Origin of the sequence: Roseateles sp. L2-2 (assembly GCF_050613215.1) — a bacterium.
GTDB classification, from domain to species: Bacteria; Pseudomonadota; Gammaproteobacteria; order Burkholderiales; family Burkholderiaceae_C; genus Roseateles; species Roseateles noduli.
Genome location: NZ_CP192509.1, coordinates 2,763,039 through 2,782,434 on the forward strand (window position 1 = coordinate 2,763,039; position 19,396 = coordinate 2,782,434).

16 protein-coding genes are annotated in these 19,396 nt (G+C 69.4%); 6 read left to right on the forward strand and 10 right to left on the reverse strand.

Features of this window, described 5'->3' with window-relative positions; genetic code table 11:
• Nucleotides 1-91: 91 nt before the first annotated feature.
• The gene (locus ACQZ13_RS12390) at nt 92-1,069 is read right to left on the reverse strand and encodes a GMP reductase (protein WP_431052319.1); all 978 of its coding nucleotides are present in this window, start codon (nt 1,067-1,069) and stop codon (nt 92-94) included.
• Nucleotides 1,070-1,315: 246 nt separating this feature from the next.
• On the opposite strand from ACQZ13_RS12390, the gene ACQZ13_RS12395 reads away from it, so the two are divergent.
• On the forward strand, nt 1,316-2,437 hold the full coding sequence (locus ACQZ13_RS12395) for a beta-ketoacyl-ACP synthase III (protein ID WP_431052321.1): 1,122 nt from the start codon (nt 1,316-1,318) through the stop codon (nt 2,435-2,437).
• A 97-nt stretch (nt 2,438-2,534) separates the two neighbouring features.
• On the opposite strand, the gene ACQZ13_RS12400 is transcribed toward ACQZ13_RS12395, so the two are convergent.
• From ACQZ13_RS12400 to ACQZ13_RS12420, 5 genes are all read right to left on the reverse strand, one after another.
• A complete protein-coding gene (locus tag ACQZ13_RS12400) occupies nt 2,535-2,684 on the reverse strand; it encodes a hypothetical protein (protein WP_431052323.1) in 150 nt (49 codons plus the stop codon).
• A 54-nt stretch (nt 2,685-2,738) separates the two neighbouring features.
• Nucleotides 2,739-3,764: a ribonuclease T2 family protein gene (locus tag ACQZ13_RS12405; RefSeq protein ID WP_431052325.1), complete on the reverse strand. Its 1,026-nt coding sequence runs from the start codon at nt 3,762-3,764 to the stop codon at nt 2,739-2,741.
• 107 nt (nt 3,765-3,871) lie between these two features.
• Nucleotides 3,872-4,660, reverse strand: a complete 789-nt coding sequence (locus tag ACQZ13_RS12410; RefSeq protein ID WP_431052327.1) for a transporter — start codon at nt 4,658-4,660, stop codon at nt 3,872-3,874.
• A gap of 12 nt (nt 4,661-4,672) precedes the next feature.
• Entirely contained in the window at nt 4,673-7,144 is a 2,472-nt protein-coding gene (locus ACQZ13_RS12415) for a penicillin-binding protein 1A (protein WP_431052329.1), read from the reverse strand.
• Between the two features lie 144 nt (nt 7,145-7,288).
• Nucleotides 7,289-8,191: a lysostaphin resistance A-like protein gene (locus ACQZ13_RS12420; protein WP_431052331.1), complete on the reverse strand. Its 903-nt coding sequence runs from the start codon at nt 8,189-8,191 to the stop codon at nt 7,289-7,291.
• A 98-nt stretch (nt 8,192-8,289) separates the two neighbouring features.
• Between ACQZ13_RS12420 and ACQZ13_RS12425 the strand changes: the two genes are divergently transcribed.
• From ACQZ13_RS12425 to ACQZ13_RS12435, 3 genes are all read left to right on the forward strand, one after another.
• Nucleotides 8,290-9,546, forward strand: a complete 1,257-nt coding sequence (locus tag ACQZ13_RS12425) for a serine hydrolase (protein ID WP_431052333.1) — start codon at nt 8,290-8,292, stop codon at nt 9,544-9,546.
• Between the two features lie 66 nt (nt 9,547-9,612).
• Nucleotides 9,613-11,070: an exodeoxyribonuclease I gene (gene sbcB, locus ACQZ13_RS12430; RefSeq protein WP_431052335.1), complete on the forward strand. Its 1,458-nt coding sequence runs from the start codon at nt 9,613-9,615 to the stop codon at nt 11,068-11,070.
• Between the two features lie 101 nt (nt 11,071-11,171).
• Nucleotides 11,172-12,101, forward strand: a complete 930-nt coding sequence (locus ACQZ13_RS12435) for a GGDEF domain-containing protein (protein WP_431052337.1) — start codon at nt 11,172-11,174, stop codon at nt 12,099-12,101.
• Nucleotides 12,102-12,310: 209 nt separating this feature from the next.
• Here the strand turns inward: ACQZ13_RS12435 and ACQZ13_RS12440 are convergent, their stop codons facing one another.
• Nucleotides 12,311-14,578, reverse strand: coding sequence for a TonB-dependent receptor (locus tag ACQZ13_RS12440; protein WP_431052339.1), 2,268 nt, complete (start codon nt 14,576-14,578; stop codon nt 12,311-12,313).
• Nucleotides 14,579-14,874: 296 nt separating this feature from the next.
• Here ACQZ13_RS12440 and ACQZ13_RS12445 point away from each other — a divergent pair, with 296 nt between their 5' ends.
• Complete coding sequence (locus ACQZ13_RS12445; RefSeq protein WP_431052341.1) at nt 14,875-15,180, forward strand: flagellar basal body protein; 306 nt, start codon at nt 14,875-14,877, stop codon at nt 15,178-15,180.
• A 96-nt stretch (nt 15,181-15,276) separates the two neighbouring features.
• Here the strand turns inward: ACQZ13_RS12445 and ACQZ13_RS12450 are convergent, their stop codons facing one another.
• Nucleotides 15,277-17,235 (reverse strand): bifunctional 2',3'-cyclic-nucleotide 2'-phosphodiesterase/3'-nucleotidase, encoded by a 1,959-nt coding sequence (locus ACQZ13_RS12450; protein WP_431052343.1) that lies wholly within the window; start codon nt 17,233-17,235, stop codon nt 15,277-15,279.
• Between the two features lie 5 nt (nt 17,236-17,240).
• On the reverse strand, nt 17,241-17,756 hold the full coding sequence (locus tag ACQZ13_RS12455; RefSeq protein ID WP_431052345.1) for a GAF domain-containing protein: 516 nt from the start codon (nt 17,754-17,756) through the stop codon (nt 17,241-17,243).
• Nucleotides 17,757-17,849: 93 nt separating this feature from the next.
• On the opposite strand from ACQZ13_RS12455, the gene ACQZ13_RS12460 reads away from it, so the two are divergent.
• Nucleotides 17,850-18,569 carry a hypothetical protein gene (locus tag ACQZ13_RS12460; RefSeq protein WP_431052347.1) on the forward strand — a complete coding sequence of 240 codons (720 nt, stop codon included), beginning with the start codon at nt 17,850-17,852 and terminating at the stop codon, nt 18,567-18,569.
• Here the strand turns inward: ACQZ13_RS12460 and ACQZ13_RS12465 are convergent.
• Nucleotides 18,548-19,396 (reverse strand): sigma factor, encoded by an 849-nt coding sequence (locus ACQZ13_RS12465; RefSeq protein WP_431052349.1) that lies wholly within the window; start codon nt 19,394-19,396, stop codon nt 18,548-18,550. The two genes, ACQZ13_RS12460 and ACQZ13_RS12465, sit on opposite strands and share 22 nt — an antisense overlap.

Sequence of the window (19,396 nt, forward strand, 5' to 3'; positions counted from 1 at the left end):
CGGGCTCTCCACGATGCTGGAGGCCTCGCGTCCGCGAACCTCCAGCATCATTCCGGCCCCAGTGAGGCTCGATGTGCGCGGGCCTTGCGCCTTACATGAACAGGTGTTCGCCGGCGTTCTCGCCGCCCAGGACCACGTAGTTCACCTTGCGCAGATCGCCGAGGGCACGGCCGCCGGCGTAGGAGATGGAACTCTGCAGGTCCTCCTCCATCTCGCGCAGCGTGTCGGCCAGGTGGCCCTTCACGGGCTCGAGGATGCGCTTGCCTTCGACGTGCTTGTACTCGCCCTTGTTGAAGTCGGACGCGGAGCCGTAGTACTCCTTGTAGCGCTTGCCGTCGACCTCGACGGTGTTGCCCGGCGACTCCTCATGACCCGCGAAGAGCGAGCCGATCATCACCATCGAGGCACCGAAGCGCACGCTCTTGGCGATGTCGCCGTGATGGCGGATGCCGCCGTCGGCAATGATGGGCTTGGTCGCGACACGGGCGCACCACTTCAAGGCCGAGAGCTGCCAGCCGCCGGTGCCGAAACCGGTCTTGAGCCGCGTGATGCAGACCTTGCCCGGACCGATGCCGACCTTGGTCGCGTCGGCGCCCCAGTTCTCGAGATCGATGACGCCCTCGGGCGTGCCGACGTTGCCGGCGATGACGAAGGTGTCGGGCAGCCTGTGCTTGATGTGGGCGATCATGCGCTGCACGGCGTCGGCGTGGCCGTGGGCGATGTCGATGGTGATGTAGTCGGCGCCGACGCCTTCAGCGGCGAGGCGGTCGATGATGGCGTAGTCCGCTTCCTTCACGCCGGCGCTGATCGAGACCAGCAGGCCCTTGTCGCGCATGGTGCGGGCGAAGGCGACGGCATCGAGGTCGAAGCGGTGCATCACGTAGAAGTAGCCGTTGGCGGCCAGCCATTCGGTGATGGACTCGTCGACGACCGTCTTCATGTTCGCGGGCACCGCCGGCAGCTTGAAGCGGCGGGGGCCGAACTCGACGGAGGTGTCGCACTCGCTGCGGCTGTTCACGCGGCACTTGCGCGGCAGCAGCAGGATGTTGTCGTAGTCAAAGATTTCCATGGTCCAAAGTCGCAAAGTCGGGCTGCGTTGATGCAGTGCACGCCCTGGGCTGCGAGCGCTTGACTTGGGACCCGGCCAATAAAAAACCGGGTCCCAAAATTTGGGCCCGGTGACTCATTCTACGCGTACTGCGGGGCGCCGCCGCCGCGCTGCGGTGCAGCATGCATCGCTCGGGGGCTTTTGGGCGCAGTTCGCTAAACTTCAGCCCCTTGGCCCGTCAACGGGCGACATCAGAAGACAAGCCACATGCATTCCGTCGTCATCAGCGGCACCGGTCTCTACCAGCCCCCGCACGTCATCACCAACGCCGAGCTGGTGGAGTCCTTCAACCGCTACGTGGACCTGCAGAACGCCGAGCACGCCGAGGCGATCGCCGCCGGCACGCGCCAGGCGCTGGTGCACTCGAATGTGGAGTTCATCGAGAAGGCCTCGGGCATCAAGCAGCGCTACGTCATCGAGAAGGAAGGCGTGCTGGATCCGACGCGCATGTACCCGCGCTTCGAGGAGCGCGCGGACGACCAGCTGTCGCTGATGGCGGAGATCGCGGTCGACGCGGCGCGCAAGGCGCTGGCCGCGGCGGGCAAGAAACCGGAGGACGTGGACGCGGTGTTCTGCTCGGCGGCGAACATGCAGCGCGCGTATCCGGCGATGGCGGTGGAGATCCAGCAGGGGCTGGGCGCGGGCGGCTACGGCTTCGACATGAACGTGGCGTGCTCGTCGGCGACCTTCGCGCTGGAGCAGGCGTACAACGCGGTGCGCTCGGGCGCGTCGAAGTGCGTGCTGATCGTGAATCCGGAGATCACGTCCGCGCATCTGGAGTGGAAAGACCGGGACTGCCACTTCATCTTCGGCGACGTGTGCACGGCGATCGTCGTCGAGCGAGCCGATCTGGCGACCGCGCCGGAGCAATGGGAGATCCTGGGCACCAAGCTGGCGACGCAGTTCTCCAACAACATCCGGAACAACTTCGGCTTCATGAACAAGGCCGAGGACAGCGATCCGGACGGCCGGGACAAGACCTTCCGCCAGGAGGGCCGCAAGGTCTTCAAGGAAGTGGTGCCCATCGCCGCGGCGCACATCGAAAACCACTTGGCGTCGTTGCACATCCAGCCGACGGACGTGAGCCGCTACTGGCTGCATCAGGCCAACCTGGGCATGAACCAGCTGGTGATCAAGAAGCTGGTCGGCGGCGAAGCCGGCGCGGAGATCGCGCCGCTGATCCTGGACACGTATGCGAACACGGCCTCGGCCGGCTCAGTGATCGCGTTCCACGAGCACCGCGCCAACCTCAAGCAGGGCGACCTGGGGGTGATCTGCTCATTCGGGGCCGGTTATTCCGTGGGCAGCGTGATCGTCAAGAAGCGCTGACTGCTGAGTCCGCTGGCCCTCACCCCCGCCCTCTCCCGCAAGCGGGACAGGGAGTGAGAATGCACCGAGCTGACCCGACGGGCCCCGCCGTCATTGCTCAGTGTCGTACCGTGCCGCGCCACGCGGCCAGAGCGAACGTGATGCCGATGGCCGCGACCATCGCCGGCAGCCACACCCACACCAGCTCGGATTGCAGCACCTCCCACCCGCGTCCGCTGAGCACGCGTCGCAGGCTGAGCGGCGACACCTCGATCACGCGGCGACGGGAATGACGGCATGGGTGAGGATGGTGGGCATCGGCTCAGCGGCCGCTCGCCTCGATCCGGATCTCGTCCCGGCGGCAGGTGCCGCCGCCGCTGCCGCTCGGCTGATCGCCCAGCAGCTGCTTCAGCGTGCCGCCGGCCTGGTAGTCGCGCGGCAGCTTCACCTGGATCTCGGTGAGGTACTGCCCCGAGCACATCAGCTTGACGCTGTCGCGATACGCGTCGCTGCCGGTCTCGGCCTTCAGCTTCTCGTAGAAGGTGTTGCGCGAGATCGCGCCGCCGATGTTCTGCCGGATGTACTTGCCGACCTCCGCATCGTTGAACTGCTTCACCAGGTCGACCGCGCGGCGGAAATACGCATCCGGGTTCAGCGTCGTCTGGCAGGTGCCGTGCTTGCGCCACTCGTGCTCGCCGAAGTCCTTCTCGTACAGGAAGTTCGGCATCCACGGGCCGATGTACGAGATCGTTTCCTTCGAGAGGGTCATCGGTGCGTTGCTGCAGTCGCCGTAGCTGATCCCGCATTGCTGCCGGTTGGGCCACAGGCCGTGCAGCGTCAGGTTGGTCACCTTGAGCTTGCCGTCCTCCATCGCCTCGCACTCGGGCTTGCCGCGCTTGCCGCCCGCCGTCCATTCGCAGAAGCCGGGCTGCCACGACATCGCCAGCACGAAGCTGTCGTACTGGTCCGGCGTCTTGCACATGCCTTGACTGGTGTTCGCGCTGTTCGCCGCGGCGTTGTCGACCGCCGGCCCGCGAGCCCGCGTCGGGTTCGAGGTCGCCGGGGCGCCGCCGCCCGCCGCCGCACCGCAGTCGTTCGGCACCCAGCGCTCCGGCGGTCGGGCGCCGGGCACCTGCACGCGCGTCCAGCCCGCGTCGTGCGATTCCAGGATCGTGTAGCCCGTGCCGGGCGACAGCTTCGCGCCGTCCGGGTTGGTGCTCTTCCTGAAGGACTGGAAGGCCTCGCAGGCGCGCGAGGCGGTGAAGGTGCCGCTGGCGGGATCGGCCCAGGCCGAGGGCAGGGTGCTGATCGCCAGCGACAGGGCGGCGATTCGGAGAGCGAGGCGCATGGGAGTCAGGCGATGCAGTCAGGACAGCCGGCTTTGTACGTCATCTCGGCGTTGCCGGAAATGACCGGAAACGACGGGGTGGGGGCGCCTGGGGAACGTCGGAGATGTCAGAAGCCGACCGACACGCCGACGCCCAGCACCCAATCCGCCGTCTGTTTCGTCAGACCGCGGTTGATGGACGCATCCAGCTGCAGACGACGGTCGACCAGCCAGGTCACGCCGGTGCCGGCGGAGATGCTCCGCCCGCCGTTGCGGTTGGACGCGAGCTGGTCGCCCGCGACTTCGACGTAGCCCTTCCAGGACTCCGCGATCGGCCACCCCAGCGACGCGCCGAGGATGCCGCCGACAAAGTGTCTGCCGTCGTCGCGGCTGTCGCGGTACAGGCCGCCGATCACGCCCGCCGACCAGTCGCGCGGCAGGTCCCATTCCGCCGTCAGCCGCAGCGACGGACGCAAGCCCTGACCCCGGAAGGCCGATGAGCCGCTGTCCATGTCCACGTTGAGCAGCCAGGCCAGGCCCGGCTTGTTGCGTTCGCCGTCGCCGTCCTGCACGTGCCACTTCACGCCGAGCGCCGTGTCGGCCCAGCCGCTGGCCTTCACCGTGCCGCCGCCGTCCGACGCCCGCAGGCGCTGGTAGCCGTCGGTCTCGACGCGGAATTCCCAGTCCTCGGCGAAGCCGAAACGCAGCAGCGTCGGCGTCGACCACAGCCGGCTGCGTACGCCGTCGCTCTTGTCGCGCTGGTAGCCGAGACCCGTCTCCAGCATCGCGCGGCCCTTGCCGACGGTGCTGCTCGATTCGACGATGCCGGGTTGATCCGGCTCGATGGCTTCATCCGCCGCACGGGCAGACCCGGCCGCCGTGAGCAGCGCCGCAACGATCACCAGCGTCTTCGTCATGGGAAGTCCTTCTTACTGGCCGCCGCTGCGTTCGCCACCCATCCACCAGGATGGCGGCACGCCCGAGGCGCCCGTCGCGGGCCCGGAGGCCGCGCCCGATGCCGGGTCCGCAGGCGGTAACGGCGGCGGCATCGGTCCGATCGTCTTCAGCCCCGCGTCGCCCGCGTACTCGCTGAAGACCCAGTCGGGACCGAACGGACCTTCCTCCTGCAACAGGCCGCCGTCCTTGGGCGGCTCGATCTCGGAGGGCTTGATGTCCTTCAGCGCCACCTGCATGTAGTCGATCCACGCCGGCAGCGCGATGCCGCCGCCGGACTCGCCCGCGCCCAGGCTGCGCGGCTGGTCGTAGCCGATCCACACCACCGTCGCCACGCGCCGCTGGAAGCCCGCGAACCACGCGTCCACCGCGTCGTTGGTCGTGCCGGTCTTGCCGTACAGGTCGTAGCGCTTGAGCGACGCGCTCGCCTTGTAGGCCGTGCCGCGGATCGCCACCTCGCGCAGCAGCGAGCCGGTGATGAACGCATTGCGCTCGCTGATCGCGCGACGATCGTCGGTGAGCTTCTCCGGCTCCGCCTGGAACAGCACCTGGTTCTGCGAGTCCACGATCTTCGTCACCAGCAGCGGCTTGAGCAGGTAGCCGCCGTTGGCGAAGACCGAATACGCGCTCGCCATCTGCAGCGGCGTCACCGAGCCCGAGCCCAGCGCCAGCGTCAGGTTCTCCGGCTGCTTGTCGACGTCGATGCCGAACTTGCCGGCCCAGGTGCGGCCGCGCGCCGGCGTGAGCTGCTCCAGCACCCGGATCGTCACCATGTTCTTGGACTTGGCCAGCGCCTGGCGCAGCGTCATCGGGCCGTCGAAGTTGCCGTCGGAGTTGCGCGGATTCCAGTCGCCGACCGAGATGGGCGCGTCGTCGACCAGCGTCGCCGGTCCCGCGCCGAGTTCCAGCGCGCCCGAGTAGATGAAGGGCTTGAAGCTGGAGCCCGGCTGCCGCCACGCCTGCGTCGCATGGTTGAACTGGTTGCGGTTGAAGTCGAAACCGCCGACCAGCGCCAGGATCTTGCCGGTGTCGGGCTCGACCGATACCAGCGCGCCTTCGGCCTCCGGCGACTGCGTCACCGCCCACGCGCCCTTGGGGGCCGCCTTGGTCGGCGCGCCGCGCAGCACGCGGATGATGGAGCCGCGCTGGATGCGCAGGTCGGCCTTGGCCTTGGGCGACAGCGCCGACTGCACCGAACGCAGGCCTTCGCCCGTGATCTCGATGTCGTCGCCGTCGGACAGGCTCGCCTGGATCTTGTTGTTCGCGACCTGCGTGACCACCGCCGTGCGCAGGTCGTCGTTGTCCGGATGCTCGTTGAACACCTGCGCGATCGCGGCGTCCTGCTCCTGCGCGTCCATGCCGTCGGGCAGGTCCACGTCGCCTTCCGGACCGCGCCAGGCCTTGCGGCGCTCGTAGTCCATCAGCGTGCGGCGCAGCGCCTTGTACGCGGCGACCTGGTCGTCCATGCGCAGCGTCGTCGTCACGCGCAGGCCGCGGTTGTAGGCGTCCTCGCCGTATTGAGCGTGCACCACCTGGCGCACCATCTCGGTCGCGTACTGGCCGTACGGCAGGCGCTGCTCCTGCGCGCTGCGCAGCTTCACGGGCTCCTCGCGGGCCTGCTTGGCCTGCTCCGGCGTGATCATGCCGACGTCGACCATGCGCATCAGCACCGTCGCCTGGCGACGCTGCGCCAGCTTCAGGTTGGTGATCGGATTGGCGCGGTACGGGCTCTGCGGCAGGCCGGCCAGCATGGCCGTCTCCGCCGTCGTCAGGTCCTTCAGCGACTTGCCGAAGTAGGCCTGCGACGCCGCCTCGAAACCGTAAGCCCGCTGACCCAGGTAGATCTGGTTCATGTAGACCTCCAGGATCTTGTCCTTGGAGAGCTGGCTCTCGATCTTGAAGGCCAGCAGGATCTCCACGATCTTGCGGGTGTAGAGCTTCTTCTTCGTGAGGTAGAGGTCGCGCGCGAGCTGCTGCGTGATGGTCGACGCGCCCTGGCTGCGGGAGGACGAGAACAGGTTGACCCAGAACGCCCGCATCATCCCGGGCACGTAGACGCCCTGGTGGTCGTAGAAGTTGGTGTCTTCCACCGCCAGCAGCGCCTGCTGCATCTGCTTGGGGATCTTCTCCAGCGGCAGGTAGCTGCGGCGCTCGGTGCCGTATTCGGCGAGCAACTGGCCGTCCTCCGAGTAGACGCGCAGCGGCTGCTTGGGGTTGTAGTCGGTCAGGCGGTCCAGGTCGGGGAGGCCCGGCCAGATGATCGCCGCCACGCCGCCCAGCAGCAGGACCACCGCCAGCAGGCCCGCGCCCGACCAGACGGCGATGCGCTTCCAGGTGGGCAACTGGCGCAGCGCGTCCCGCAGCGGGGCGGTGCGGCGCCAGAGCGCCAGGAAGAAGCCGGCCAGGGCTTGGGCGATGTTGCGGGCGATGTGGGCAATCTGCTGCATGCGGGGCGCACGAGTTCAGGTCGGCGGATTATCGTCAGACATCCGGGGCTGTCCCGGCCTGCGTGCGCACGGCAACAATCCGTACACATAAGACACACGGCCGACCCACAGTGGGGAAAAAGGTGGGATGCGGCCGGCAGGGCATCAACCGTGCCCGAGGTTCAAGGTCAGGAAGACCAGCGCGTTGAGCGCGAAATGCAGCAGGATGGCCACCTCGATGCGGCCGGACAGCGTGTAGGCCAGGCCGTAGCCCAGGCCGGCCAGCATGGCCAGCGCCACGTAGGCGGTGCCGCCGGCGGCATGGGCCAGTCCGAAGAGCACGGCGGCCAGCAGCACCGGCAGCCAGCCGTTCATCGTGCGCAGGTCGGTGCCCAGGCGGCGCGCCAGCAGGCCCTGGATGACGCCTCGGAAGGCGGCTTCCTCGGCCACGCAGGTCAGGAACAGGTTGGCCGCCAGGAACAGACCGGCGTTGTCCGGCCAGCGCAGCGCCGGCCGACCGAGGCCGCCGATCGCGGCCATGAGCCAGGGCAGGGCGAGCGTGGCGACGAGCACCGCCCAGAGCGCCCAACCCGGCAGGCCGGGCGAGGGGACCGGCAACACGCCCTCGGACCGCCGCCGCTGCTGCGACGCCAGCACCGCCAGCATCAGCATGCCGGCGACGCCCTTGTCGAAGTTGAGGTACTTGAGCGTCGGCGGCCGCGCGTCGGACGTCGTGGCCAGGTAGGTCGGGTTCAGGAAGCCGGGCAGCAGGTGCAGCGCCAGCGCGAAGCCGATCACCAGCATCAGCAGCATCAGGACCGCCTCGCGGCGCGGGCGGTGGCGGGCCTCGATCGCCATCCAGGCCAGGGCCGCCAGCGCGGCGACCGGCACCATCGCCACGATGGTGAGCTGTCCCTGCACCAACCCGGCGGTGACCGCCATGATCAGCAGGGACAACCAGGGCCAGGGCGCGCGCACCGGCAATAGCGTGGCGGCGATCGACAGGCACAGGAGCAGGTGGCTGAGCGGCATCGGGATCTGGGGCGTCGTCGGGTGGTCGGAAGGCAATCGCGCCGCAGTATCCGCGAAGCGGCGCGGACGGCTTTCCGGATGGCCTCCAGAGCGGGGTGGCGCACTCACGCGCGTCTTCATTGGCAGGAGAAGCCATGTATGCCTGTGCCGCGCCGTTCCCGACGATCGGAACGATGGAGGAAACCGTGCTGGAGAGCGTGTCTTCGGGCCTTGCCGGCGCGGTGCTGCATGTCGGCGACCGGGACCGTGCGCGGGACGAGCGCGCGTACGGACACCAACGGCACTATGACGGCATGGCCTTGCGGGCCGTGCCGGAACCGATGCGGACGGACTCGATGGCCGATCTGGCCTCCCTCACCAAGGTGTTCGCGGTGCTGCCGCTGATGCATCAACTGGTCGACGACCGGACGCTGCGCATCGACGACCCCGTCGCCCGCTACCTGCCTGCGCTGGATGTCAGCGACAAGCGCGACATCCGGCTGCGCGACCTGATGGGCCATGCCGCTTTCCCCGACGGCGTGGCCTTTCACAATCCGGTGCGCGCCGGTGCGCTGTTTTCGCAGGATCGGGAGACGACCGTGCGGATGCTGGGCCAGGTGCCGATGGACGCGCCGCCGGGCACCCGCATCACGTACAGCGACCTGAACTTCATGGCCCTGGGCGCCGTCATCGAGGCGGTGACCGGACAGCCGCTCGACCAGGCGGCGACGGCGAAAATCTATGCCCCGATGGGCTTGTCGCGCACCGGCTACCGGCCGCTGCACAACGGTTTCAGGGCGAGCGACTGCATGGCGACGGAACGCTGCGGCAACACGCGCGACGGTCACGTGTGGTTCCCCGGCGTCCGGACCCGTACGCTGCAAGGGGAGGTGCACGACGAGAAGGCGTTCCACGCGATGGGTGAGGTGTCCGGGCATGCGGGGCTGTTCTCCACGGCGTCGGAGCTCGGACGGCTGTGCCGCCTGATGCTCAACGGCGGACGTCACGGCGATTTCAAGCTGTGCTCGCCGGAGACCGTGGCGCTCTTCCGCGAGACCTTCAATCCGGACCGCAGCTTCGCGCTGGGCTGGCGGCTGCCGACCGAAGCGACCTCGCACCTGTTCGGCAAGCTGCTGCCGCAGCACCGCCAGCCCGGCGAGGTCGTGGCGCACACCGGCTGGACCGGTCAGTGCGCCGTCCTGGACTTCGCCAGCGGTCGCTACCTGCTGCTGCTGACCAACAAGAAGCACGGGCCGGTGCTGCCGGACCCGGCGAGTCATCTGAACACCTTCCTCGGCGACACGACCCCGGCGGGCCGGTATGGCGCCGTGGTCGAGCAGTTCGTCGAGGGCGTGCTGCTGGAGACCGACGGTCCTCCGACACCCCCGCCCGGGGCTCGCGGCGGGCGCTGACCGCGTCGGACGGGCGGGCCGGGCGCCGCCCCGCGCACCCGGTCCGCTGAGGTATCGTGCCGCCCCATGCATGAGATGACTTTCTACTGGCACGACTACGAGACCTTCGGGCGGGTGCCGCGCCGCGACCGGCCGGCGCAGTTCGCCGGCATCCGCACCGATGCCGACCTGAACGAGATCGGCGATCCGCTGATGGTCTATTGCCAGCCGCCGACGGACTCGCTGCCCGATCCGGAGTCCTGCCTGCTGACCGGCATCCTGCCGCAGACCTGCGCGGAGCAGGGGCTGGCGGAGCACCGCTTCGCCGCGGAGATCCACGCCGAGCTGTCACGACCCGGCACCGTCGGGCTGGGCTACAACACGATCCGCTTCGACGACGAGGTGACGCGGTTCCTGTTCTGGCGCAACCTGATCGACCCGTACGGACGCGAGTGGCAGAACGACTGCGGCCGCTGGGACCTGCTGGACGTGGTGCGCTGCGCGTATGCGCTGCGTCCGGAAGGCATCGAGTGGCCGAAACACGAGGACGGGCGTCCGTCCTTCAAGCTGGAGCACCTGACCGCCGCCAACGGCCTGGCCCACGAGGCGGCGCACGATGCGCTGTCCGACGTGCGCGCGACGATCGCGCTGGCCCGGCTGATCAAGGAGAAGCAGCCGCGGCTGTGGGACTTCTGCCTGAAGCTGCGCCGCAAGGACGCCGTCTGGGCGGAGATCGGGACCAACCGGCCCTTCCTGCACGTGTCCGGCATGTACGGCACGGACCGGGGCTGCATCGCGCTCGTGTGGCCGCTGGCGCCGCATCCGACCAACAAGAACGAGCTGATCGTCTGGGACCTGGGCAGCGACCCGGCCGAGCTGCTGGCGCTGGACGCGGAGACGATCCGGACGCGGATGTACACGAAGCAGGAGCTGCTGCCCGAGGGCGTGACGCGGCTGCCGATCAAGACCATCCACGTCAACAAGTCGCCGATCGTGATCGCGTCGATGAAGATCCTCTCGCCGGAGATGGCGGCGCGCTGGGGCCTGGACCTCGCGCAGGGACAGGCGCATGCGCAGACGCTGGCGGCGCGCGGCGGGGAGCTCTCGCGGCTCTGGTCGCAGGTGTTCCAGCGCCCGGCGGGCGAGGGCGGCGTCGACGTGGACGAGGACCTGTACGGCGGGTTCGTGTCGAACGACGACCGCCGCTCGCTGGAACGCATCCGCGGGCTGTCGCCCGAGGCGCTGGCCGACCGCGTCGCGCAAGGCAAGGTCGCGTTCGAGGATGCCCGGCTGGAGGAGATCCTGTTCCGCTACCGCGCGCGCAACTTCCCGGACAGCCTGACCGGCGAAGAGCAGGCACGCTGGGAACAGCACCGCGCCGCCCGCCTGTACGGCGGCGAGGGCGGGGCTCAGACGCTGGAAGCGTTCTCCGAACGCATCGACGCCCTGGCCCAGACGGCCGAGGAGTCGGAGGACGAGCGCGCCGGGGAGATCCTCTCCGCTCTCTACGACTGGGCGGAGCAGATCGCTCCGCCGCCCCCCTGAAAGCGGGTCCAGCCGCTGACGAGGCCCGGGAACCGGGTCCTTTCCGGGCTTTCCAGGGCGAGCCAAAACGGGTACACCTTCGGGATACGCCAGGAGACGACATGCAATCCCAACACGACGCCCACGACCCGACCGCCGCCCGCATGCGGGCGCTGCTGGTGCGGGCGCCGCTGGCCGTGGCCTTCGTGGCCGCCGGCAAGTTCGAGGTGGTCAGCGAGCACTTCAACCACCTGTTCGGCCACGGCGACGAGACCGACCTGACCGGCACCGACCAGCGCGCCTCGGTCGTGTCGGAGGCCGCCCATCAGGCGCTGCAGGTCCGTCTGGGGACCGCCTTCGGCGCGGGACGGCCGCTGGACGAGGAAGTGGAATTCGTCCGCCGCGACGGCTCGCGCTTCTGGGGCCGGCTGCAGGCCACGCCGGTGCACTGGGAACAGCCGGCGGGCGAGGCGATGTGGATCCTCGAGGACGTCACCGCCGCCCGCCAGCAGCGCTTGCAGCCGACCTGGTCGGCCAAGCACGACGACATCACCGAACTCGCCAACCGTCGCGAGATCGAACGCCGCCTGGCCGAACACGTCGGCAGCCGCCGGCACGAGCCGGTGTCGGTGCTGTTCGTCGACATCGACAAGTTCAGCGAGATCCAGCAGGGCATGGGGGCGGAGGTCGCCGACCACTTCCTGTATGGACTCGGGCAGATGCTGATCACCAAGGTGCGGGCCTCCGACACCGTCGCGCGGCTGGAGGACGACCACTTCGTCGTGCTGCTGCCGGACTGCGACCAGCATTACGCCCAGATCGTCGCGGAGAAGATCCGCTCGTCCATCGCCGGCTACCGCCTGCGCTGGGGCCTGCACCGCGCGCGTGTGAAGGCCAGCCTGGGGGTGGTGCAGCTGCAGACCTCGCTGGATACCGTGGATGCGGTGCTCGGCGCCGGGCAACTGGCCTGCACCGAAGCCAAGGCCGCCGGCGGAGACTCGGTCCGGGTGTTCATCTCGAGCGGGAGCTACGAGGAACTCGCGGGGGCGTGAGGCTCCGCGTCGAAGAGCTCGGTCGAGCTCCCTCTCCCGCTTGCGGGAGAGGGCAGGGGTGAGGGCCAGCGGCGGTGGAAGTGCGGATGCCTTCTTGCTGACTGTTCAGACCCCGCGCGCTGCGCGCGCCCCTCACCCCAACCCTCTCCCGCAAGCGGGAGAGGGAGAACACTAGACACGGTCCGTGGGGTCCGTGGGAGCGGCTCGGCTCAGTACTCGAACGACGCGTTCACGCTGACCGTGCGCGGCGTGCCGAGCACCAGGTAGCCGCTGTTCGGGAAACCGCCCGACGACGCCCAGTAGTTGCGGTCCGCGACGTTGTCGACGCGGGCGCGCAAGGTCACCAGGTGACCGCGGACGTCCATCGCGTAACGCGCGCCGACGTCCACGCGGCCCCAGCCCGGCACGCTCAGTGTGTTGGTGGCGTTGGCGTAGACGCTGCCCGTGGCGATCACGCGCGCATCCAGCGACAGCCCCTGCACACCCGGCACGTTCCATTCCGTGCCCAGGTTCAGCATCGTGCGCGGCACGCCGATGACGCGCTTGCCCTCGGTGTTCGCGACGCCGGTGCTCTTCTGCTCCGCATCCAGCCAGGTCAGACCGCCCAGCAGCTTCAGCCCGGCCATCGGCTCGCCGAAGGCGGTCAGCTCGACGCCCTGGTGACGGTCCTCGCCCTGGGCTTCGAAGCCCAGCGTGCTCGTCACCACGCCGCGCGGCTTGGCCGTCGAGAAGAACGCCAGCCCGCCGCCCACGCGACCGCCGTCGACCTTCAAACCGACTTCCTTCTGCTTGGACAGGTAGGGATCCAGCACCTTGCCGATCGCGGCGGTCGCGGTCGACGGCGCCGAGTCACCCTGCGTCAGGCCCTCGATGTAGTTGCCGTAGACCGACAGCCACTTGCTGAACTTGAACACCACGCCGCCCATCGGGCTGGTCTTGCTGCGGTCGTACGGCGCGCCCGGCGCACCGGTGTTGTAGGCGTAGGTCCGCAGGTCCATCGACTGGTGCCGCGCGCCCAGCGTGACGCGCAAGGCGTCGTCCAGCATCACCAGCGTGTCGGCCACGGCGAGGCTGCGCAGGCGGGTCATGCCGGTGGTGGCGGGATCCTCCAGCCGGTTGCTGACGGAGATCAGCGCGGGCAGCGGCGCGGTGCCTTCGCCGTAGAGGTTGGTCGGGATCAGGCGCGGCGTGGCGGCCGTCGTGGAGACGCCGAAGGCGGCGCGCTTGTCGAGCCGGAAGGCGTTCGCCGACACCACCAGCTCATGCTTCACCGGGCCGGTGGTCAGCAGGCCGCGCAGGCCGACTTCGCCGGTGCGGACGCGGTCCTCGCGGGTGTTGTCGAAGCGCGAGGTCGTGCCCGCGCCGGTCGTGCTGTTGGTCAGCGTCAGGTTGGCCAGCGAGTTGGCCTCGTCGCTGCTGCGCGCGCCGGCGGCGAACCACGCGGTCCAGCCCGTGCCCAGCCAGCGGTCCAGGTCGACCTCGCCGCGCAGCGTGCCGAACAGGTCGCGCTCGTTCGAATAGGTCCAGGGCTGCGCCCAGTTGGCGTCGCCGTCCGGCGCGGCCGGCACGGCGGTGGCGGTCGCGCCCAGCGTGACGTTGGTGCGGGTGCGCTTGAGTTTGTGGTCCTGGTAGCCGACGTCGGCGGACAGCCGCACGTCGCGGGCGCGCCAGTCCAGGCCGACCGAGGCCATGCCGAGGTTGACGCTTTCCTTGTCCACGCTGGTGTCGCCGGCCCGCGAGGCCAGGTTGACGCGCACGCCGGTGGCGTTGTCGGGGCCGAAGCGTCGGGCGACGTCCACCGCCAGGATGGTCTGCCCGCCGCTGGCGGTGCCCACCGTCATCTGCGTCAGCGGCTGGCTGGGCGCGCGCTTGGGCAGCAGGTTGATGGAGCCGCCGATGGCGTCGCTGTTGGGCGTCGAGCCGTTGAGGAAGGCCGAGGCGCCGCGCAGGACTTCAACGCGCTCGAAGAGCTCGGCGGAGATGTACTGGCGCGGCAGCAGGCCGTAGAGGCCGTTGTAGGCGACGCTGTCGGAGTTCAGGATGAAGCCGCGGATGAAGTAGCTTTCCTGGAAGTTGCCGAAGCCCCGTGCCAGGCGCACGCCGGGGTCGTTGAGCAGCACGTCGCCGACGCTGTGGGCCTGCGTGTTCTGGATCAGCTCGTTGGTGTAGGCCGTCGTGCTGAACGGCGTGCTCATGATGTCCTGGTTGCCCAGGAGACCGACCCGCCCGCCGCGCGCCACCTGGCCGCCGGCGTAGGACTTGATCAGGCCACCCCGGGAGGCGTCCGCGCTGGCTTCGACGACGACCTTCTCCAACTGTGTCGTGTTGGCCAGGGCGGCTGCGGAGGCCGCCGCCGCGGGGGCTTGGGGTGTCGACGGGGCCGCGGGAGCCGACTGGGCGAAGGCGCCGCCGTGCAGCGCGGCGGTCAGGGCGAGCGCCAGCGGCGCGAGGGCAGGTCGGAATGCGGCAGTCGGCATGACGATGAGAAGAGTTCGCAGATAAGAATGTTTCGCATTATCCGGAAGCGGTGTGTCGGTCGGCTGCGGTCGTCACGTACGGAGCGGCAAACACCCCTTCCGAGGTAGATCGGACGGGCGGTTGGTGGCTGGATGCCCCGTTCTGGGGCGTTGACCGTCGTTTTCAGGGGAAACCCGGACGGACCCGATCCAGAAAAAAACGCCCGGAACCCATTTCTTTTCTAAAGATCGGCTGGAAAGTGCCGATGACGGCGGGATACCTGGTCGCTTGAGGCCGGGTTCCTGGGAAAAAAGCCATGTCCAACGTCAGCCTGTCGACCGCCTTGTCCGGCATCTCCGCCGCCAACGAGCGCCTGCGCGCCTCGGCGAACAACGTCGCCAACGCCGCCACGCCGGGCTACCGCCGCGAGCGCATCGAGGCCCAGACGGCCGAGGACGGCAACGGCGTCACGACCAAGGTCGAGAAGCTGCCGGAACCCGGCGCCGACCTGGCGGCCGACATCGTCGAACAGCAGTCCGCGACCTACGCCTTCGTGGGCAACCTGCGGGTGCTGCAGACGCAGATCCGCGCCGAGGGCGCGCTGCTCGACATCCACGTCTGAACGACACCTGCGTCCGGGCCTCCCGGCGCGGACGTCCCGACCCCATGAACAACGGCCGCTTCGAGCGGCCGTTGTCGTTGGTGGGCGTGTTTCAGCTCAGGGCTTCAACTCGAACAGCGACGAGCCGTCGCCGTTGTCCTTCACCTGGGTCACCTGCGGCGTGTCCTTGAGGTGCGCCGCCGCGCCGTTGCCGGACACGAACTGCATCGCCACGCCCGGCACGGGCCGGATGCGCCACGACGAGACCGCGACCGCCGTGCTCAGGGACGGCTGGGCCGCCAGGAAATGGGCCAGGGCTTCGCGTGTCTCGTCCGGGGCGTCGACGACGACCTTGTCCGCCGCCAGCGCCGGGAAGTGGCCGCCGCCGTAGGCGCGGTAGTTGTTCGTGACGACGAGGAAGTCCGCGCGCTCGTCCATCGGCTGGCCACGCCAGCTCAGGTTCACGACGCGACGGCCGTCGCCGACGCGCTTGCCGTCCTTGTCGAAGCGCGCGGGCTGCGTCAGGTCGAGCTCGTAGCGCAGGGCGTCGTCCTGGCCGAGCATCATGTCGAAGTTGAAGCTCGGATAGCTCGTGTCCACGACGTCCTGCCGCGCCGGCCCTTGCGGATCGATGCGGCGGAACTGTCCGGCGGACATCTCCAGCCAGTCGCGCACCTGGGCGCCGCTCAGCTTCACGACCTTGATCGTGTTCGGGTAGACGTAGAGGTCGGCCACATGCTTGATCGCGACCGGGCCGGCGGGAATGTCGGTGTACTGCGTCCAACCCTGGCGGCCGCCGGACTTGAACGGCGCGGCGGCGCTGAGCATGGGCAGCTTCTCCAGCGCCGTGCCCTGGACCGCCTTGAGCGCGTACGCCAGCTGGGCCTGCGCGACCAGCCGCACCGCGGTGCCGTCGAGCACCTGGGAGAAGTAGCTCTGGATCGGCTGGTCCGCGACGGCGACCTGGCTGCGGACGTAGTCCAGCGTCGCCTGATGCTCGTCGGCGATGACGGCGGCGGGCATCGGATCGGCCTCGACCAGCGGCTTGCGAGCGGCGCGGTCGAAGATCGGGCGCAGGCTGGACTGGCTGTCCGCCACGTGCCAGGTCTTGCCGGTCTGCTTCAGCGTCAGGTCCACGATGCCGAGGTGGTCGCCCCAGCGTCCGGGCATGACTGCCGGGGTGCCGTAGAGCCGGCCCTTTTCCAGGTCCACGCCCGGATAACCGGCGAAGCCGGGTCCGGGGAACTCGGTGTGCGCATGGCCCAGCAGCAGCGCGTCCACGCCCTTCACGCGGGCGAGCTGGGCGGCCATGTTCTCGGACAGCTTGGGCAGTTCGGTCTTGTCGATGCCGGTGTGGGCGATGACGACGATCAGGTCGGCGCCGCGCTTGCGCAGGTCGGCGACCTGTTCGGCGGCGGCGTCGACCATGTCGCGCACCTTCACCTTGCCGGCGAGGTTCTGGCGGTCCCATTCCAGGATCTGCGGCGGCGTCACGCCGATGACGCCGATCTTGAGCGCGTGGTCCTTGCCGTCCTCGTCACGCATCGTGCGCGACAGCATGACGCTGGGCGTGAACGCATGACGTTGGCCGTCGGCCTCCATCACGTTGGCGTTGAGATAGGGGAAGTTGGCGCCGGCGATGGCCTGACGCAGGAAGGGCAGGCCGTAGTTGAACTCGTGGTTGCCGAGGTTGGCGGCGTCCACGTCCAGCAGGTTCAGGATCTTGTAGGCGGGATGGACGTCCCCGGCCTTCAGCGGCTTCACGCGCGCGACGACGTCGCCCAGCGGATTGCCCTGCAGCAGGTCCCCGTTGTCGAACAGCAGGCTGTTGGGCGCCTCGGCGCGGGCGCGGTGGATCAGCGTGATCGTCTTGGCCAGGCCGAACTCCTGGGCCGGGCGGTCCTGGTAGTAGTCGTAGTTCAGCAGGTTCATGTGGATGTCGCTGGTCTCCAGCACGCGGAGCTTGAGCTCCGCGGCGGACAGCGGCATCGACAGGACGCTGAGACCCGCCAGCCCGGCGAGAGCGACCAGACCCCGGACCTGCCCGCGCAGGCCGCGCTTGGACGTCGTGCGCATCGGGATCAGGCCCAGTCGGTGCCGGCGACCAGCACGGCGATCGCGCGCTGGAAGCCTTCGGCGTCGATCGCGTCGAAGCGCGCGGGCTCCGGGCTGTCGAGGTCGAAGACGCCGCGCAGCACGCCGCCGGCGACGACGGGCAGCACCAGTTCCGAGCGCGAAGCCGCGTCGCAGGCGATGTGGCCGGGGAAGGCGTGCACGTCCTCGACCAGCTGGACTTCCTGCGTCCGCGCGCAGGCGCCGCAGACGCCGCGGCTGAAGGCGATGCGCACGCAGGCGACCTTGCCCTGGAACGGGCCGAGGACCAGCTCCTGGTCGTTCTTCGGGTTGACCAGGTAGAAGCCGGCCCAGTTCAGCGTCGGGACGGCGTTGAAGACGAGGGCGGAGAACTGCGCCAGGTTGGCGAGCCAGTCGCGTTCGCCGTGCAGCAGGGCCTGGGTCTGGGCGACCAGCGTGTCGTACGAGGCGCGCTTGGCCTGGTCGCCGGACATGTCCAGCAGCGGAGTGGGTTCGAAGCTCATGGGGCGGGATTGTGGCGGAGGTCACGTCGGACGGTCATCCGTCACGGCGAGAATGCGCCCCGATCCAAGGGAGATACCAGGGAGATCGGAACGATGAACGCACGAGCGATGAACGCACGAGGGAAGGCGGTGCTGCTGGCCGCCGCGATGGGTCTGACGATGGGGGTCCAGGGGCGCGCGCTCGCCGCGACGGCCGCGTCGGCCGCGGCGCCCGAGGCCTCCAGTTCCGCCGCCGCGCCGGCTTCGCCGCTGCTGGGGCCCGACGAGCAGGTGGGCTGGGTGACGCAGGCCGAATGGTCGCGCCGCTGGTGGGAATGGGCGCTGTCCTTCGACGACGACATCAACCCCATCGCCGACCCCTCCGGCGTGCAGTGCGGCAACCGGCAGTCGGGCGACGTGTTCTTCCTCGCGGGCACCTACGGCACGGCCCGCACCGTGCGCACCTGCCGGGTGCCGGCGGACAAGTACCTGTTCTTCCCGCTGATCAACTACGTCGTCATGCCCAACGGCGGCGCCGTGCGGAGCTGCATGGAGATCTCGGGCACCGCCGCGCGGGTCACCAACGGCGCCGAGATGCTGGTCCTGGAAGTGGACGGCGTGCGCTACGGCGATCTGCAGCGCCACCGGCAGGCCAGCCCGGAGTGCTTCAACGCCTGGGCGCGGCATCCCAGCGGCGCGCGGCTCTTCCCGACGGCGTCCAACGGCTACTACGTGATGCTCAAGCCGCTGACGCGCGGCCGGCACACGATCAACTTCGGCGGCGCGCTGCCGCGCATGTCGCAGGCGGTCAGCTACACGCTGATCGTCGAGTAGGACGCTTCCCGCGAGTCCTGCACGCCCAGCGGCAGCACGCACAAGGTGACCCCGTCGAGCGTGAGCACCAGGCCGAGCTGGCCGCCGACCTGGACGACGCCGGACGAGGCGCCGCCCGGCGCGGAGGCATGGAAGGACGTTGGAGCGGGTGTGCCGGAGACCGGGGATCTCGACGCCATCGCCCTGATCGGCGGCTGTCGCAGCATCGCCCAGAGCGCGCGCGGATCGCGCAGGCGCAGGCATTCGAGGTATTGGCGGAAGACGAGGTCCTCGCTGGCATCGGAAGCGGCGACGTCGATGCCGGACTGACCCGCCCGGCCAGCCTCGCGCAGCCGCGCCAGCGCACGGCGCAGCCGCTGCCGGCTCGCGGCCTCGGACTGGTCGTTCGCGCGGGCGATCTCCGCATGCTCGACCTCGAACACCTCGTGCAGGAGGAGGGCGGCACCGTCCATCGGCGTCAGGTGGGAGGCCATGAGCCGCAGCGCCAGCACGACTTCTTCCGCCAACGTCGCCACCGCTTCCGCCGAGGGCGCCATGGCAGTCGTCCACGGCGACGTCGACGCCGCCACCGACGGCTGGCCGTCCATCGCTTCCAGCCACTGCCGCATCCAGTCGCGCCGCCGCAGCCGGTCGATCGCCAGATGGCGCACGACGGTGAGCAGCCAGGCCTGGGCGGCGTTCAGCCCCGTCGGGGTCGTTTCCAGCGCGCGGACGTAGGCGTCCTGCACGGCGTCTTCGGCGTCGGCCGGGCCCAGCAGGCGGGCCGCTGCGCGGACCAGGCTGCGGTGGTCGGCATCCAGGAGGGGGCGGGCGCGGTCGTCGTGCAT

Bases quoted from the DNA above. Each gene is read 5' to 3' on its own strand.
- ACQZ13_RS12425 (WP_431052333.1), top strand. From the start codon at position 8,290: ATGTATGCCTGTGCCGCGCCGTTCCCGACGATCGGAACGATGGAGGAA.
- ACQZ13_RS12390 (WP_431052319.1), bottom strand. From the start codon at position 1,069: ATGGAAATCTTTGACTACGACAACATCCTGCTGCTGCCGCGCAAGTGC.
- ACQZ13_RS12435 (WP_431052337.1), top strand. From the start codon at position 11,172: ATGCAATCCCAACACGACGCCCACGACCCGACCGCCGCCCGCATGCGG.
- ACQZ13_RS12395 (WP_431052321.1), top strand. From the start codon at position 1,316: ATGCATTCCGTCGTCATCAGCGGCACCGGTCTCTACCAGCCCCCGCAC.
- ACQZ13_RS12410 (WP_431052327.1), bottom strand. From the start codon at position 4,660: ATGACGAAGACGCTGGTGATCGTTGCGGCGCTGCTCACGGCGGCCGGG.
- ACQZ13_RS12465 (WP_431052349.1), bottom strand. From the start codon at position 19,396: ATGCACGACGACCGCGCCCGCCCCCTCCTGGATGCCGACCACCGCAGC.
- ACQZ13_RS12445 (WP_431052341.1), top strand. From the start codon at position 14,875: ATGTCCAACGTCAGCCTGTCGACCGCCTTGTCCGGCATCTCCGCCGCC.
- ACQZ13_RS12455 (WP_431052345.1), bottom strand. From the start codon at position 17,756: ATGAGCTTCGAACCCACTCCGCTGCTGGACATGTCCGGCGACCAGGCC.
- sbcB (WP_431052335.1), top strand. From the start codon at position 9,613: ATGCATGAGATGACTTTCTACTGGCACGACTACGAGACCTTCGGGCGG.
- ACQZ13_RS12460 (WP_431052347.1), top strand. From the start codon at position 17,850: ATGAACGCACGAGCGATGAACGCACGAGGGAAGGCGGTGCTGCTGGCC.
- ACQZ13_RS12405 (WP_431052325.1), bottom strand. From the start codon at position 3,764: ATGCGCCTCGCTCTCCGAATCGCCGCCCTGTCGCTGGCGATCAGCACC.
- ACQZ13_RS12450 (WP_431052343.1), bottom strand. From the start codon at position 17,235: ATGCGCACGACGTCCAAGCGCGGCCTGCGCGGGCAGGTCCGGGGTCTG.
- ACQZ13_RS12415 (WP_431052329.1), bottom strand. From the start codon at position 7,144: ATGCAGCAGATTGCCCACATCGCCCGCAACATCGCCCAAGCCCTGGCC.
- ACQZ13_RS12440 (WP_431052339.1), bottom strand. From the start codon at position 14,578: ATGCCGACTGCCGCATTCCGACCTGCCCTCGCGCCGCTGGCGCTCGCC.